The sequence below is a fragment of the Capnocytophaga haemolytica genome (genome assembly GCF_001553545.1).
GTDB classification, from domain to species: domain Bacteria; phylum Bacteroidota; class Bacteroidia; order Flavobacteriales; family Flavobacteriaceae; genus Capnocytophaga; species Capnocytophaga haemolytica.
This window is the reverse complement of the sequence record NZ_CP014227.1, coordinates 1,891,423-1,906,158: the sequence shown is the minus strand read 5'-3', so window position 1 is coordinate 1,906,158 and position 14,736 is coordinate 1,891,423. Positions and strand designations below refer to the sequence as shown.

Here is a 14,736-nt window from a genome sequence, read left to right as displayed (position 1 = left end):
TTTTCCAAATAATTGAACTTCATAATAATTAGTTCCTTCTCGAAAGGGTATATCAGATAATGTAAGTGTATTAGTTGTAAGTAATATTTTGGTAGTATCATTTTTATAATTAATGGCATTATTTAAAGTATGGTTCTTAATAGAAAATGATAATGTTTCTCCCAAATAGGAACAATCCTTATCATCAAGTTTTTTTTTATTAGTTTCATATTCATTTGGATCTCCTATAAGTTTTCGACTAAAAGCTAGCGTAATAGAACCAGTTTCTCCATCGCATTTAGGGGGAGTGATAGTTTTATTTATTATTTCTGGACCTGAAGGGAGAATTGTAAATCTTAGTGGGTCAGACCAAGAGACTAGCTCATCTTTTTCTGCTTTTCCTAAATCATATGAAACGACACGTAAATTAATTTGCTCTCCATATATATCAGGGAATTTACTATCTTCAAAAATATCTTTTGCACATACATTTAAATTGCTATGTCCTAATCCGTATTCCATTTTCACCCATTTATGGCTTGGGTCATTGATTAGCTGGTATTCATAAGCGTACAGTTTTGAGCTAAATCCATCTTTAGCGAATAAAGGTATTCTTATATCACTTGGAAGAAAGCTACTATATATACGGTGAAAAGTAAGAGTATGTAAAGGAATCATCTGATATCTGAAAGACACAATGTATTTTATAGAACTAAATGCAAATCCCTCCCCATCATGAGAAAAAATTCCACTTCTTTTATTACCAGTAGTGACTAAATAAGCACCATATGGAGATGCATCCTCATTAATAATTTTAAATATTTTTTTGAAGCCTACTCTTGGTCCGGTTATATCAACTGATATATTTATCCAAGCAGGGACTTCTTTTACATCAATAGGTAAAAATTGACTTCCATAAGGTCTTTCTATTTCAGCAGATATTATATCTTCTTTTTTTCCATCAAAATAAATAGAAGATTCTTTTTTATCTATCTCAAAAAGAGGCATATAATATCCATACTTTTTCTTTTCCTCAGGAGTAACTCCTTCTTGCGCTATACTGTGGATAGAGTACAACAACACAACTATAATTAAAACAATCTTTTTCATTTTCTTTATTTTGGTTTAGGCTGCAAATTTACAACATTATTTCAAATGAGAGAAATAAAAATGTCAATAATCTTTTTTCAAAAAAAATATGTAAAATAGTTTGTGCACTTGGAAAGTTTATCGTACTTTTGGCGCGGAAAATAATCACTGTGTATTTTAACCAGAGCACAGATTTAAATATTCGTATTATGAAAAGTATTGAAATTGCAAAGACTTGGCTATCAGATGTCTTTGATGCTGAAACCCAAGCAAAAGTACGAGAGCTCATTAGTGGCAATCCTGATGATCTCAACGAGGCTTTCCACAAAAACTTAGAGTTTGGTACGGGTGGGATGCGTGGTATTATGGGTATTGGTACCAACCGTATCAATAAGTACACACTTGGCAAGAATACCCAAGGACTGAGTAACTACCTGCACCAATGTTTTCCTAATCAGGAAATTAAGGTAGCTATTGCACACGACTGTCGCAATAACTCTAAGCCCTTTGCTAAAATTGTAGCTGATGTTTTTTCAGCCAATGGGATTAAAGTTTATCTTTTTTCTGACCTCAGACCTACACCCGAGCTATCCTTTGCGGTGCGGCATCTCAAATGCCAATGTGGTATCGTGCTTACTGCCTCACATAACCCTCCTGAGTACAACGGCTATAAGGTGTATTGGGAAGATGGGGCGCAGTTAGTTCCTCCTCAGGATACTGATGTGATGGCAGCTATAGACAAGATTGATTTCAAAGATATCAACTTCAAAGCTAACGAAAGCCTTATCACCTACATAGATAAAGATATTGACAATGCTTTTGCTAAGGAAAGTATTGCTCATGCTAGCTTTGGTGCACGCGATAAGAATAAGCTTAGCATTGTGTTTACCTCACTTCACGGTACTTCGATTACAATGGTGCCTGACGTATTGGAGCGCGCAGGTTTTACCAATGTACATATCGTGGAAGAACAGCGTGTGCCTAATGGCAACTTTCCTACGGTAAAATCGCCTAACCCTGAGGAGCCAGAGGCACTTACTTTAGCCTTGAAAAAGGCAGAGGAAGTAGGTGCAGATATCGTTATTGGTACTGACCCCGACTGTGACCGTATTGGTGTGGCAGTGCGTGACTTAGATGATAAAATGCGTCTTCTGAATGGTAACCAAACAATGGTGGTAATGACCGACTTCTTGCTTCATAAAGCGCAAGAGAAAGGCTTTAAGGGCAATGAGTTTGTCGGTTCAACTATTGTATCTACTCCTATGATAGCCGAGATTGCTAAAGCCTATAAAGTGGGTTATAAGCAGGGCTTGACAGGCTTTAAATGGATTGCAAAGATGATCCGTGAGGCTAAGGAAGAGACCTTTATCGGAGGAGGTGAGGAAAGTTTTGGCTATATGGTTGGCGACTTTGTGCGCGACAAGGATGCAGTGACGGCTACGCTCTTAGCTTGTGAAATAGCCGCAACTGCTAAGGCAGCTGGGAGCTCTTTCTTCCGTGAACTTTTAAAGGCGTATGTGAAATATGGCTTCTTTAAAGAATATCTTATTTCTTTGGTGAAGAAAGGTATTTCAGGCTCTGAGGAGATTAAGCAAATGATGGTTAATCTGCGTGAGAACCCACTTAAAACTATTGGTGGTGAGAGAGTTACTATGATTGAGGACTATCAAAGTTCGAAAGCCCAAAACCAAATCACAGGTGAAGTAAAAGAGATTGACATTCCTAAATCGAATGTGTTGATCTATTACACTGAGAAAGGCACTAAAATAGCTGCCCGTCCAAGCGGTACTGAGCCTAAGATTAAGTTCTATTTTAGTGTCAATGCTCCATTGGCAAAGGTGGAAGACTACAAAACTGTAGAAGCTCAGCTCGATGCCAAGATTAAAGGTATTGTTGAGGAATTGAAATTAAAGTAGAAAACTCATAGATAACTGCCTGAAAGGTGAGATAACAAGCACTTTTCAGGCAGTTTTTATATTCTTTTTTAGAGATGGTTCACTATATTAAGATTACAGAGAGCTTACCTAAAGTAACAGACTGCTCAACAGAGACACTTGTAGAGTACATCACAATGCTGCAATCGGTTGGTTTTGAAGGCATCGATCTAAGCGAAGTAGAAGAGGGTAAGCTGAGTGAAACTGAACGAGAACAGAAGCGGCTTATAGTGAAGCTCCCTCTTATTGAGAACTGCGAGGCGATACTGGATGAGATTGGTTCTTTACAAGCCAAAGGTGTACACCATATTGTTTTACAAGAGGGTGCAAACAGGGTAGGGGAGCGTTCTTTGTGTGAACTCTTTGGACAGCTCAAACAGTGTTACAGCAATATAGCTTTTGCCTTACAGCTTTCTTTTTCAGAAGATTGGCATCACAAAGTGACAGCCACTTGCCAAGTAGGTTGTGACCATTATTACAGTACAACACGTGCTTGCCAGATACATAGCCCCTATATTCCAACTGAGAAGCTCGTGTCTCTTTTACAAAAGTTGCAACTGTCAACGCATATCAACCTTTTAGCTTTTGAGAGTGCCTATAACGAGGCAAAAAGGCTATTCGGTTAGTTATTTCTTAGCAATGAGATGCCTATTGCACAGTCTAAGCAGTGTTTGGGTGTACAATAGTGCTTGTATTGCTGTAAAAGCACCTGAGAATCGAAAGCTGAGTCTATTTTCACTCCTAAATTCTTGAATTGAGTGATGATTGTGTTCGTTTCAGGGGATAATTTCTTCATCTCTGTCATTAGTTCCTCAGAAATATCCTTTCCTAAGGTTTTAAAGTATAAGTATTTTAGTGGGACAACCGTGTTGATCCACAGGAGTTCAATGAGTTGATTGCTGAGTTGTTTGGTTGTTTTTTTCGATGTTTTTTGGAAGGTGTAATGTGTCTGCCAGAACTCAGAAGTGCTTGAACCTAAGAGTTCTTTGGCTTCTGTAAAGGAGGTAGCTTCCATTAGGTTACTGAAAAGGACGTTACTCTTTTCATAGAGTTGAGCCACTTGTGAGAGCCTGATAGTAGGGAAGCCTTGTGGGCGCAATCCTGTAAAAGTGACCTTTATAAGAGTATCAGTGAGGTTATACTTCTGCTTGAGATAGCGATAGGTGCTATACAGTTCGCTCTGGTAATGCGCCTCACTATTGGGCATCAGTAGATTAGCTTGCCCCAATAGGAGTGCCTCAAGGTGCAGTGGGTGAGTTCTTTCCTTTCTGATGATGGAAAAGTCAATATTTCTTCCTATAGAGATAAAAGATTCGCCGTTGACGGTACTCCCAAAACTCTTTAAGAGCATTAGGAATAGTGTTTTCTCCCAGTCGAAGTTGCAATTGTTGTACAGCATCTCAATAAATACTGCTTTTTCTTCCAGTCTTTCTACGAAAAGGCGCTCATTCCACGTTATGGTGACAATGTCAGGGACTAAATGATGACTTTTTTCGCAAGGAATAAAATTATACTGTGCATTTAGTGTGCTTTTATAGTGATTTATAAGCTCTTTATCTATAAAGCTCTTCAATTCTAAGGTAGGAATGGGTTGGCTATTGTTGTCAAAAACCTCTATATCGTGCTCCCAGACTACGTGGAGGATTACATTGTGATAGCTTGGGTCTTTTTCGTGGTGGTGGGCATACCAATAGGATGATTTTAGGTGCATTTCAACACTTCCAGCCCACTTTTGTCCTCCTATGATGATTTGTGCATTGAAAAAGTCAGGACCTGCGAGGGTATTATAGGTTCCAAAGGAGAGAATCTCTATCAAATCCCCTTCAGAAGTGTACATTTTGGTGGGAATTTTCTTGTATTTCCACAGATAATGCAAAAAATCCTCTTTCATAATTCTAAATCTGAGTGTTTTTCTCGGGGAGATGTACCCGTTGGTTTATTCTCACGAAGAATACATAAAAGATACTGCTTATAAGGATCCCCATCAAGAGTCCTACGGTTACATCGCCAGGGAAGTGAACACCTAAGTAGATACGACTATAGCTGATGATCAGTGACCACGGGAAGAGTAGGTAGGCGATCCACTTTACGTGCTTGCGCAGCACAAGGGTAAAAAACGTTGCTACGGCAATGGTGTTAGCTGCGTGTCCTGAGAAAAAGCCGTACATCCCGCCACAGGTGACCATTCGCATCTGAGGGATGAGCGAGGGGTCGTGGCAAGGGCGCAGACGCTCAAAGCCGTGCTTGAAGAGGTTGGCAGTTTGGTCGGTAACTAAGATAATCAGTGCTACAAAGATGAGAATAAGTAGTACTTTTTTCCAATGGAAGTGCCTAAAACAGAGGTACAGCAGGAATACATATATAGGTATGGAGCTGAGTGGATTGGTGATGAAGAGCCATAAGCCATCGAAGGCTTCGCTTCCTAAGTTGTTGAAGTAGAGGAGTAATTCTTTATCTCTTGCGATGATTTCTTCGAGCATTCGTGTAAATGGTTTAATTGGTGGACAAAAGTACTACAATATTTTGACATACGAAAGTTTTTTAGGTAAATAAAACAGTAGCATACTAAGATCGCAAGGTTTGGTAAAGTTATCCTGTTTTTGTAAAATAGGAATTTTTTGGGTTATTTTTCTAATATTGTACCAGAGACCAGTCGGAGGGGAGATGTTTTTCTTGTTCTCTTCCTTCGGTAGTGGTTCGTTCGTCCTTCGAAGGTGGTTCGATGGTGCTTCGGTAGGATATTTTTCTGTGGAGGGAGGAGCTGCTTTTTATGAAGGTAAAGGGGAGTGGGCATCAACGAAATTTAAAAATCTTTGCTGGTTTTGTGCTCGGTTTGTTATTTTTTTGTACCTTTGCAAAAATATTTAGGAATGACGAAGACTAAGCTACTTTTGTTCGTATGGGTATTGGGGCTGCTTTTGGTGGCTTGCAATGATGGTGACTTGGAGGTGGAGAAGATCACCTTTGATAACACGGATCTGCACGCGCGTACGGACAATGATATTAATGCGACGGTGTTGTTTAAGACCAATGGCAAACAGGCGCTCATACTTGAGATGCCCGCGGGTGTGTTGAAATATCAAGAGGGGACTGTGACGGGCACTATACCGAATCCTTACAAGCTATATTATCGCACTTTTAACGGGGATGTGGGCACTGATTATTTCCGTGCGACAGTTCCGCCTGCTACCCCTATTACAACCTCGAATATAGAGGCTACAGGGGGCGAGGTTACTATTGTATCAAAGGCTATTTACGACGAGACGAGCCAGCGTAGGCTGCTGCGTTATGACCATCAGATTACGATATCGAACTTAGTGATTGTCAATGCAGATGGGAATAAAGTTATTGACTCTAATTATATTTTAGGGACGTACCAGACGGCGACCTCGACGACGCAATCGACGACGGTTACCTCAACTACGACCACGACTACACAACCTTAATTATATTTGCGTATTTCAACTAAAACAGCTATCTTTGCCGTATGAATCACTTTGTAGTATCAGCACGTAAGTATCGCCCGCAATCGTTCAAGGATGTTGTGGGTCAGGAGGCTATTACCAATACCTTGCTTAATGCGATTGAGAATAATCACTTAGCGCAGGCGCTGCTTTTCACAGGTCCGCGTGGTGTGGGCAAGACGACTTGTGCGCGTATTTTGGCGAAGAAGATTAACGAGCAGACTTCTGGGGTGGAGGATGAGAACGATTTTGCTTTCAATGTGTTCGAATTGGATGCGGCTTCGAATAACAGTGTGGACGATATTCGCAATCTGATTGAGCAGGTGCGTATACCGCCTCAGGTAGGCAAGTACAAGGTGTATATTATTGACGAGGTGCATATGCTTTCGACGGCAGCGTTTAATGCTTTTTTGAAGACGCTGGAAGAGCCGCCGAAGCACGCTATTTTTATCTTAGCTACTACTGAGAAGCACAAGATTATCCCAACGATACTTTCGCGCTGCCAGATATTTGATTTCAAGCGTATTACGATCAATGATATGCGTGAGTATCTCAAATACATTGCTTCAGAACAGGGGATAGAGGCGGAGGATGAAGCGCTGCAAATCATCGCTCAGAAGGCAGATGGTGCGATGCGTGATGCGCTTTCGATTTTTGACCGTGTGGTAAGTTTTGCGGGCTCTCATATCACCCGGCAGGCGACTTCTGAGATACTGAATGTACTGGATTACGATACTTATTTTTCAGTTACGGACTTGATATTGGACAATAAGCTGCCTGAGCTTCTGTTGGCATTTAACGATGTGATTGCTCAGGGCTTTGATGGTCAGCACTTTATTTCGGGTTTGGCAAGTCATTTTAGGGATTTGATGGTGTGCAAGAATCCACAGACTATCAAGTTGCTGGAAGTAGGGGAGGAGACTCAACAGAAGTATGCCCAGCAAACACAGAGAACCAGTGTTCCTTTTCTGATGGAGGCTATTGCCATCGCCAATGATTGTGATTTGAAATACCGTACGAGTAAGAACCAGCGCTTGCTGGTGGAAATAGCCTTGATGCAGCTGGCGTCGCTCACCTTTGAAGGAGGCGATAAAAAAAAAATGATGGACGCTTCATAATCCCAGCGTATCACTATAACGGGCAGACTGCACCTGAGGTTGCTACCCCCAAGCCAGTACAGCAGGTGCAGACAACTCCTGAGGCTGTTATGAGTACTATCCCTACGATTTCGAAAGAGGAAAGGAAAGGGCTTGTGTCGAACTTTTCGATCCGCAGTGTTCAGTTAAAAACAGAAGCTCAAAAGAATCGTAAGGAAGAGGTCATTGACCCTAAATTACTGCCACGGGAGCCATTTACAGAGGCGCAATTCTTGGATGCGTGGCGGGATTATATACAAGGACTTCTCGCAAAAGGTGAGCGTTTGCAGGCTTCCATCTTGAATATTAGTAACGTTTCTTTACAAGGTACTACTATTGCTCTTGAAGTGGGTAGCCACATCGCTAAGGATGATATTTTGCATTCAGAAGAGAGGATGTTGGCATTTCTTCACAAAGCGCTGTTGAATTATGATATTACACTATTAGTATCTGTAAATGAAGAGGTTGCTAAGAAGATAGTCGTTACTCCAGAGGAGAAGTACGAGCGTTTACTCACTGAGAATACGGCTTTACAGGAGTTTCGAAATGCCTTAGGATTGGTACCTAAAGCGTAATGGTTTTTCTTTATATTTTCTGAAAATACTGTTAAAAATCACTTAAATATTATTTTTTTATTCGTTAAGTATTTTTCTTTTAGAAAGTTTTTGTAACTTTGCATTTGGAAATTACTCAAAGTAAGATATGTATAATGAATAAGGTCTGTGCTTTTGCACCTGCTACAATAGCGAACTTAAACGTAGGTTTTGATGTGTTGGGTTTAGCCCTTTCGAGTGTAGGAGATAGGGTGGAGGTGAGTGCCAATGGATTGAAAGAGAACCGAATTACGGAGATTATCAGTGAAATACCTTTGCCTACTGATCCTAAGAAGAATTCGTGTACTTATGTGATTGAGAAGATGCAGGCGTCTTTAGGGGTTGATACTTATGTGGATGTCCGTATAAAGAAGGGGTTTGCCTCAGGGAGTGGCTTAGGTTCGAGCAGTGCAAGTAGTGCGGCGGCGGCGTATGCTTACAACGCTTTCTTGGGCAATCCTTTTCAAATAGAGGAGTTATTACCTTTTGCAGCAGAGGGTGAGAGAATAGCTTGTGGATCAGCTCATTTAGATAATGTCTCACCTGCACTATTGGGGGGAATTGTATTGCTCCACAATAGGAAACCAGTGCGTCTGCCTATGCCTAAGGAGCTGTATGCAGTTTCGTTTTTCCCGAAGATAGAGGTGAAGACCTCTTCATCGCGGAGTATTGTAGCTCAACACGCTTCGCTGGATGTTGTAGCAAAGCAGGTGTCAGCAATGGGGGCTTTTGTAGTGGGGCTTTACAGTGGAGATTATCAGTTGATGAACAGCGCTTCTGTAGACTATTTGGTAGAACCTTCGCGTAAGATATTGATACCTTACTTTGATGAGATGCGAGCGGTGGCAATGGGTGCAGGAGGTATTACTTTTGGTATTTCAGGCTCTGGCCCGTCGGTTTTTGCTTTATCGCCAACTTTGATGATTGCAGAAAAGATTAGGAATGCTTTGGAAGCGATCTATGAAGGGAGCGGTATTAGGACGCTTTCGTTTGTGGAAGACCTGAAGAATGGAAAAGGAGCTAAACTATGTGAATATTAAATATAATAATATAGAGATTATGAAGATACTTAATGAACGACAAACAAAGATTTTAGAGAGTTTAGACACTACGAAGTACATTAGTGTGAATGAGCTCAGTGAAATGCTGAATGTTTCAGTGGTTACTATCCGTAAGGACTTGACATTGCTGGAGCAAGAGGGATATCTGCACCGCACACACGGTGGGGCAAGTAAACAAATGCGCTATGTGTTTGATCAGACGATCTCAGAAAAGGAAACACTTAATGTAGATCAAAAGATGCGCATTACTACGAAAGCACTTGATTTTATCCACGAGAATGAGTTTATCATTCTTTCCTCGGGTACTACATTGCATCTTCTGGCACAAAAGCTCTATGGCTTTCGTAGTTTAACTGTGCTGACACCTTCACTGCGTGTGGCTTTGGAAGTTTGTAAGAATCCTAATGTTAATACAGTTCACTTAGGAGGTGAAGTGCGCAAAAATTCTACTTCTACTATAGGGGTATTAGCGGAGGAAACATTGAATAATTTCTCTTGTACAACACTTTTTTTGGGGATTGAGGGAATTGATCTTGATTATGGCTTAAGTACTACAAATGTAGGTGAAGCACATCTTGATAAGAAAATGATGGAAAAGGTAGACAAGACCATTGTTTTAGCAGATTCGTCGAAGATACACAAGCGAGGTTTTGGCTTTATCTGTTATGTAGAGAAGATTGATGTCCTAATCACAGACTCAGGTGTTGATCCGCTATTTGTGGAGGAATTAGAGAAAAGAGGCGTTGAAGTAATTGTGTGTTAAGCCAATGGAGGGAGAGATAATAAAGATATATCATAACCCAAAGTGTTCTAAATCACGTTGTGGTCTTGCTGTTCTAAAAGAAAGTAATAAAGACTATGAGGTGATTGACTATATGAAGCACCCTTTGACAGAGAGTGCTTTGAGGGATATTATAGCTAAGCTTGGCATTGCACCTATGGATCTTGTTAGGACAAAAGAAAGTGTTTGGAAGGAGCAGTTTAAAGAACAACCACTAACAGATGACCAGATTATTGCTGCGATGTTAGAATATCCTCAACTGATCGAAAGACCTATAGTTGTGATCAAAGATAAGGCTATTATAGGAAGACCTACGGAGAGAATTATAGAGTTTGTAACATCTTTTTAAGATATTTTTATTTGTAGTTTCAAATTAAGTTTTACCTTTGTCAAAATAACAAAAATTAAAGGATGAGAAAAAAGTTATTATTGGCAGGGGCTGCTTTGTTTGGAGCAGTAGCAATGCACGGACAAGCATACGTTTCAGTAAGTGGAGGGTATGGATTTGAAACAAATAAAAAAGTAGTAGGTAGAGATGCTACAAATACGCCTCCAATTGACCTTAAAGGCAGTTATGGAGAGGGATTTCAAGCGCAGCTACGGGGAGGGTATTTCTTTCATAGGCGTTGGGGAACAGAGCTCTCATTGGGTTATCTACACGGCGAAGACATTCAGACGAATAGGAATGCCATTCTAGATATGAATGCGAGAGGTAGAGCTTTTGGTGCATCATTATCATTAGTGTTTAATATTACTGACAATCTGTATGTACGCGCTGGAGGTGTTACTAAGATAGGTGGTAGAACAGAAAGTATCACTAAACTTAATGCCACTTTACCATTACAGTTTTTTACTCAAACGCCTGTTCCATCTACGAATAGTAAATATGAAAGCTGATTTTCAAACAAATTTCCACGGGAAAGTGCCTTTTGGTTTTATAGGAGGTGTTGGTTACCGTTTTAAAGTAGCTGACCATATTACTCTTTTTGTTGAAGGAGAATATCTCAACATCAATGTTCCAAGGAAGAAATCAAAGTTGGATAGTTTTTCAGCAACAAGGACTGTAGGTGGAGTTACTACTCCTTTGACAATAGAGGAGTTTAGAGGGTATATGGATATAGTTAAGAATCTTCCTTCAAATGCTAATACAGAGAGGTTAGTACTTTTGGCAAACCAGATAAGCCCTTTACTTGAAGAGGAGTATGATTGGGATGGTAAAGGAGCTCCTGATGCACCTTATTCATCATTTGGAGTTCACTTTGGTGTGACTTATTCTTTTTAAGATAATGGTATAATAATGAAAAGTGGAGAGATAGGTTACCTATCTCTCCACTTTCTATTTTATTATAGTTAATAAAAGTTACAATAAGTTATGTTCTATGAGGTATTCGGCAATCTGGATGGTGTTTGTGGCGGCACCTTTGCGAAGGTTGTCGGCTACCACCCATAGATTGAGGGTTTTGGGCTGGGATTCGTCTCTGCGAATGCGCCCTACGAATACTTCGTCGTGATGGTGTGCGTAGAAGGGCATAGGGTAGGTGTTGGCTTGGAGATTGTCCTGCACTACTAAGCCTGGTGATTTTGCGAGTAGTGTGCGGACTTCTTCGAGGTCAAATTCGGTGTTGAGCTCGACATTGACGGCTTCGCTATGCCCCCCGACTACGGGGATGCGGACTGCGGTTGCCGTTACAGCGATGTGCTCGTCGCGCAGTATCTTTTTGGTTTCTCGCACTAATTTCATTTCTTCTTTGGTGTAACCATTGTCCTCAAAGACGTCGCAATGGGGGATGGCGTTCTGGTGGATTTGGTAGTGATATGCCATCTCGCCTTTGATACCTTTGTACTCGTTTTCTAATTGTTGTACGGCTTTTACGCCGGTACCGGTGATCGACTGATAGGTGGATACGACCACGCGCTTGATACCGTATTTCTTCTGTAAGGGTGCTAGGGCTACTAACATCTGGATGGTTGAGCAGTTGGGGTTGGCGATGATTTTGTCGGATGTGGTGAGCACGTCGGCATTTATCTCTGGGATTACTAGCGGCTTGGTGGGGTCCATACGCCAAGCCGATGAGTTATCGACCACGGTGGTGCCTGCTGCGGCAAACTTGGGTGCCCATTCTTTGGAAACGGTGGCTCCTGCGGAAAAGAGGGCTACATCGGGCTTGAGCGATACGGCTTGTTGCAATCCTACGACGGTGTATTGCTTGCCGTTGAAATCAATCTTGCGCCCCACGGATTTTTCTGACGCGACAGGGATGAGCTCCGTAACGGGGAATTTTCTTTCTTTTAATACTTCTAACATTACGCCACCGACCAGGCCGGTAACGCCTACTACTGCTACTCTCATATTATTTCTATTAATATTTATGGTGTATTTTAAGTTCCTAAGGGATTTTTAAGGCTGCTATTTATGGATATGCTCATAGTGAATAATTGTTTTTAATAGGTATAGGCTGCATTTGCATTGCTTTGGTTACTCATAATGCCCTATTGCGGAGACGATAAAAACCGTTACAATATCTTCTTCTACGTAATAAATTAGTCTGTCTTCTAAATTAATTTGCCTTGACCAAAACCCTGATAATTCATATTTTAAGGCTTCGGGTTGCCCTTCTCCTTCATAGGGAGTCTCTTCAAGCTCCGCCAAAATCTTGTTTATTTTCTTGATACTTGCTTGATTGCCTGACTTTTTGTGTTTTTTGAGATCTTTTAGAGCCTCTTTCTTATATTCAATTATATACTTTCCCATAGTTTTTCTCGGTCAATCCTCACACTTTCTTGCTTCATTGCCTTTCGAATTTTTGATACGAACTTGGGATTGTAATGTAATTTCTCGGTTCTATCTGAGGTTTGTTCAAGTGTAGTATCAATGATTTTAACAAATGAGAATGTGCGCAAGAGTTCTAAAAAGAGCTTTGCTTGCTGACTTGTTTGATCTATTTTTAAGGTAACCTCCATCTATAAAGAGTTTTAAATTTGGTGCAAAGTTACAAATTATTTTGTAAATGGCAATTCTCAAAATGGCTTTATGTTATATCTATAACAAAAAATATCCGCGAACATCCCTGCTCGCGGATACTTAAAATATGAGTCTATCTAAAAAAAAGTTTTATAAAGATGTCTTTGGTGCACCTGATTTAACAGCCGCGTCGGCACCTGCTTCGAACTTCTTGAAGTTTTCAGCAAATGCTTGTGCTAATGCCAAAGAGTTCTTCTTAAATTCTTCTTGTGAATCCCAAGATTTAGAAGGAGACAAGATGTCTTGGTTTGAAAGCCCTTCACATTGTGTTGGGATTTGTACACCAAATACTTCACTTGTTTCGTAAGGTACATTATCAAGTTTGCCTTCCATAGCTGCGGTGATCAGCGTACGAGTGTCCTTTAAGCTAACACGTTTCTTCTGACCATTGAAGCCTGTGTTCACCAACCAAACGTTTACGCCTGTATCTTTAATTTTTTGAGAAAGCATCTTAGCGTACTCAGCTGGGTGTAAAGGCATAAAGGCTGCGCCAAAGCAAGCAGAGAAGGTCTTCTGTGGCTCAGTGATGCCTACTTCAGTGCCAGCTACCTTTGAGGTATAACCAGAAATGAAGTGGTAAGCAGCTTGGTTAGGGTTGAGCTTAGAGATTGCTGGCAATACACCGTAAGCGTCGAAAGTTAAGAAGAAAATGTTCTTAGGGTTGTGCCCAATAGAACCTGGTTGAATGTTCTTGATGTGGTAAATTGGGTAGCTTACACGTGTGTTCTGAGTGATGGTAGTGTCAGCGAAATCAACCACACCTTTGCTATCCATAATTACGTTTTCGAGGATAGCCCCCTTCTTGATAGCACCGAAGATTTCAGGTTCTTTTTCAGCACTGAGGTCGATAACCTTTGCATAGCAACCTCCTTCGAAGTTGAACACTGTGTTTTCGCTTGTCCATCCGTGTTCGTCATCACCGATAAGTTTGCGGTTCTTGTCTGCTGAAAGGGTTGTTTTACCTGTACCTGAAAGTCCGAAGAAAATGGCAGTATCACCAGCCTTACCTACGTTAGCGCTACAGTGCATTGGCAAAGTGTTGCGGAATACAGGCATTTCGAAGTTCATTGCTGAGAAGATACCTTTCTTAATTTCACCTGTATAGCCAGTACCACCGATGAGGGCGATTTTCTTAGTGAAGTTAAGGATAGCGAAGTTGTGTTGACGAGTACCATCAACTGCTGGATCAGCGTGGAATCCTGGTGCATTAACAACTAACCAATCTTCTTTGAAAGAAGCTAGTTCGCTTTCTTCAGGGCGAAGAAACATATTGAAAGCAAACAAGTTGCTCCAAGGAAGTTCTGTGATAGTACGTACATTAGTGCGATATTTAGGATCAGCACAAACATAGCCATCGCGAACGTAGATTTCTTTGTTAGAGAGATAAGCCACTACCTTGTCGTAGAGCTTGTCAAACTTAGCTGGATCAAATGGAATGTTGATTTTGCCCCACCACACACGGTTTTTTGTAACGTCGTCTTCAACGATGAAACGGTCTTGAGGGGAACGTCCTGTAAATTCACCTGTGTTGATAGCTAATGCACCTGAAGATGCCACAACACCTAATTTCTTGTCCAATGTTTCTTTGTACAATTCGTCTGGTGTTAATTGATAACGAACATCAGCACCTTTAATCCCGTAATTTTCAACTGAAATTGTCTTTGGTTTACTCATAAT

At 40.8% G+C, this 14,736-nt stretch carries 16 protein-coding genes; 10 read left to right on the top strand and 6 right to left on the bottom strand.

The annotated features are described in order from the left end of the window. Positions 1-1,277: 1,277 nt before the first annotated feature. Both AXF12_RS08590 and AXF12_RS08585 read left to right on the top strand, forming a co-directional pair. Positions 1,278-2,984: a phospho-sugar mutase gene (locus tag AXF12_RS08590; protein WP_066430274.1), complete on the top strand. Its 1,707-nt coding sequence runs from the start codon at positions 1,278-1,280 to the stop codon at positions 2,982-2,984. Positions 2,985-3,058: 74 nt separating this feature from the next. Continuing rightward, positions 3,059-3,628 carry a hypothetical protein gene (locus AXF12_RS08585; RefSeq protein WP_066430269.1) on the top strand — a complete coding sequence of 190 codons (570 nt, stop codon included), beginning with the start codon at positions 3,059-3,061 and terminating at the stop codon, positions 3,626-3,628. On the opposite strand, the gene AXF12_RS08580 is transcribed toward AXF12_RS08585, so the two are convergent. After that, on the bottom strand, positions 3,625-4,893 hold the full coding sequence (locus tag AXF12_RS08580) for a DUF2851 family protein (RefSeq protein WP_066430267.1): 1,269 nt from the start codon (positions 4,891-4,893) through the stop codon (positions 3,625-3,627). The two genes, AXF12_RS08585 and AXF12_RS08580, sit on opposite strands and share 4 nt — an antisense overlap. Positions 4,894-4,897: 4 nt before the next feature. Then, on the bottom strand, positions 4,898-5,482 hold the full coding sequence (locus AXF12_RS08575; RefSeq protein WP_066430265.1) for a phosphatase PAP2 family protein: 585 nt from the start codon (positions 5,480-5,482) through the stop codon (positions 4,898-4,900). Positions 5,483-5,872: 390 nt separating this feature from the next. Between AXF12_RS08575 and AXF12_RS08565 the strand changes: the two genes are divergently transcribed. The 8 genes from AXF12_RS08565 to AXF12_RS12730 all read left to right on the top strand — a co-directional run bounded on the left by AXF12_RS08565 (position 5,873) and on the right by AXF12_RS12730 (position 11,319). Next, a complete protein-coding gene (locus AXF12_RS08565; RefSeq protein WP_074860992.1) occupies positions 5,873-6,448 on the top strand; it encodes a hypothetical protein in 576 nt (191 codons plus the stop codon). A gap of 41 nt (positions 6,449-6,489) precedes the next feature. Then, complete coding sequence (gene dnaX, locus AXF12_RS08560) at positions 6,490-7,584, top strand: DNA polymerase III subunit gamma/tau (RefSeq protein WP_066430261.1); 1,095 nt, start codon at positions 6,490-6,492, stop codon at positions 7,582-7,584. A 65-nt stretch (positions 7,585-7,649) separates the two neighbouring features. After that, a complete protein-coding gene (locus tag AXF12_RS08555) occupies positions 7,650-8,177 on the top strand; it encodes a hypothetical protein (protein WP_231909914.1) in 528 nt (175 codons plus the stop codon). 134 nt (positions 8,178-8,311) lie between these two features. Then, complete coding sequence (locus tag AXF12_RS08550) at positions 8,312-9,235, top strand: homoserine kinase (RefSeq protein ID WP_066430258.1); 924 nt, start codon at positions 8,312-8,314, stop codon at positions 9,233-9,235. A gap of 19 nt (positions 9,236-9,254) precedes the next feature. Beyond that, positions 9,255-10,019: a DeoR/GlpR family DNA-binding transcription regulator gene (locus tag AXF12_RS08545; RefSeq protein ID WP_066431915.1), complete on the top strand. Its 765-nt coding sequence runs from the start codon at positions 9,255-9,257 to the stop codon at positions 10,017-10,019. 16 nt (positions 10,020-10,035) lie between these two features. Continuing rightward, entirely contained in the window at positions 10,036-10,386 is a 351-nt protein-coding gene (gene arsC / locus AXF12_RS08540) for an arsenate reductase (glutaredoxin) (RefSeq protein WP_066431914.1), read from the top strand. Positions 10,387-10,448: 62 nt separating this feature from the next. Continuing rightward, positions 10,449-10,934: an outer membrane beta-barrel protein gene (locus AXF12_RS12735; RefSeq protein ID WP_231909915.1), complete on the top strand. Its 486-nt coding sequence runs from the start codon at positions 10,449-10,451 to the stop codon at positions 10,932-10,934. Beyond that, positions 10,924-11,319: a hypothetical protein gene (locus AXF12_RS12730; RefSeq protein WP_231909916.1), complete on the top strand. Its 396-nt coding sequence runs from the start codon at positions 10,924-10,926 to the stop codon at positions 11,317-11,319. Before AXF12_RS12735 ends, AXF12_RS12730 begins: the two co-directional genes overlap by 11 nt. 78 nt (positions 11,320-11,397) lie before the next feature. Here AXF12_RS12730 and AXF12_RS08530 read toward each other — a convergent pair whose 3' ends face one another. The 4 genes from AXF12_RS08530 to pckA all read right to left on the bottom strand — a co-directional run bounded on the left by AXF12_RS08530 (position 11,398) and on the right by pckA (position 14,733). After that, positions 11,398-12,387, bottom strand: coding sequence for an aspartate-semialdehyde dehydrogenase (locus AXF12_RS08530; RefSeq protein ID WP_066430256.1), 990 nt, complete (start codon positions 12,385-12,387; stop codon positions 11,398-11,400). Between the two features lie 126 nt (positions 12,388-12,513). Beyond that, positions 12,514-12,789, bottom strand: a complete 276-nt coding sequence (locus AXF12_RS08525) for a Txe/YoeB family addiction module toxin (protein ID WP_066430254.1) — start codon at positions 12,787-12,789, stop codon at positions 12,514-12,516. Continuing rightward, the gene (locus tag AXF12_RS08520) at positions 12,774-12,998 is read right to left on the bottom strand and encodes a DUF2683 family protein (protein WP_066430252.1); all 225 of its coding nucleotides are present in this window, start codon (positions 12,996-12,998) and stop codon (positions 12,774-12,776) included. Before AXF12_RS08520 ends, AXF12_RS08525 begins: the two co-directional genes overlap by 16 nt. A 151-nt stretch (positions 12,999-13,149) precedes the next feature. Then, complete coding sequence (gene pckA / locus AXF12_RS08515) at positions 13,150-14,733, bottom strand: phosphoenolpyruvate carboxykinase (ATP) (protein WP_066431912.1); 1,584 nt, start codon at positions 14,731-14,733, stop codon at positions 13,150-13,152. Positions 14,734-14,736: the final 3 nt, after the last annotated feature.

What these genes read in the sequence shown, in the direction of transcription:
- AXF12_RS08525 (WP_066430254.1), bottom strand. Translation starts at nt 12,789, where the DNA reads ATGGGAAAGTATATAATTGAATATAAGAAAGAGGCTCTAAAAGATCTC.
- AXF12_RS08580 (WP_066430267.1), bottom strand. Translation starts at nt 4,893, where the DNA reads ATGAAAGAGGATTTTTTGCATTATCTGTGGAAATACAAGAAAATTCCC.
- pckA (WP_066431912.1), bottom strand. Translation starts at nt 14,733, where the DNA reads ATGAGTAAACCAAAGACAATTTCAGTTGAAAATTACGGGATTAAAGGT.
- AXF12_RS08550 (WP_066430258.1), top strand. Translation starts at nt 8,312, where the DNA reads ATGAATAAGGTCTGTGCTTTTGCACCTGCTACAATAGCGAACTTAAAC.
- AXF12_RS08520 (WP_066430252.1), bottom strand. Translation starts at nt 12,998, where the DNA reads ATGGAGGTTACCTTAAAAATAGATCAAACAAGTCAGCAAGCAAAGCTC.
- AXF12_RS08545 (WP_066431915.1), top strand. Translation starts at nt 9,255, where the DNA reads ATGAAGATACTTAATGAACGACAAACAAAGATTTTAGAGAGTTTAGAC.
- dnaX (WP_066430261.1), top strand. Translation starts at nt 6,490, where the DNA reads ATGAATCACTTTGTAGTATCAGCACGTAAGTATCGCCCGCAATCGTTC.
- AXF12_RS08565 (WP_074860992.1), top strand. Translation starts at nt 5,873, where the DNA reads ATGACGAAGACTAAGCTACTTTTGTTCGTATGGGTATTGGGGCTGCTT.
- AXF12_RS08585 (WP_066430269.1), top strand. Translation starts at nt 3,059, where the DNA reads ATGGTTCACTATATTAAGATTACAGAGAGCTTACCTAAAGTAACAGAC.
- AXF12_RS08530 (WP_066430256.1), bottom strand. Translation starts at nt 12,387, where the DNA reads ATGAGAGTAGCAGTAGTAGGCGTTACCGGCCTGGTCGGTGGCGTAATG.
- AXF12_RS12735 (WP_231909915.1), top strand. Translation starts at nt 10,449, where the DNA reads ATGAGAAAAAAGTTATTATTGGCAGGGGCTGCTTTGTTTGGAGCAGTA.
- AXF12_RS08590 (WP_066430274.1), top strand. Translation starts at nt 1,278, where the DNA reads ATGAAAAGTATTGAAATTGCAAAGACTTGGCTATCAGATGTCTTTGAT.
- AXF12_RS08575 (WP_066430265.1), bottom strand. Translation starts at nt 5,482, where the DNA reads ATGCTCGAAGAAATCATCGCAAGAGATAAAGAATTACTCCTCTACTTC.
- AXF12_RS12730 (WP_231909916.1), top strand. Translation starts at nt 10,924, where the DNA reads ATGAAAGCTGATTTTCAAACAAATTTCCACGGGAAAGTGCCTTTTGGT.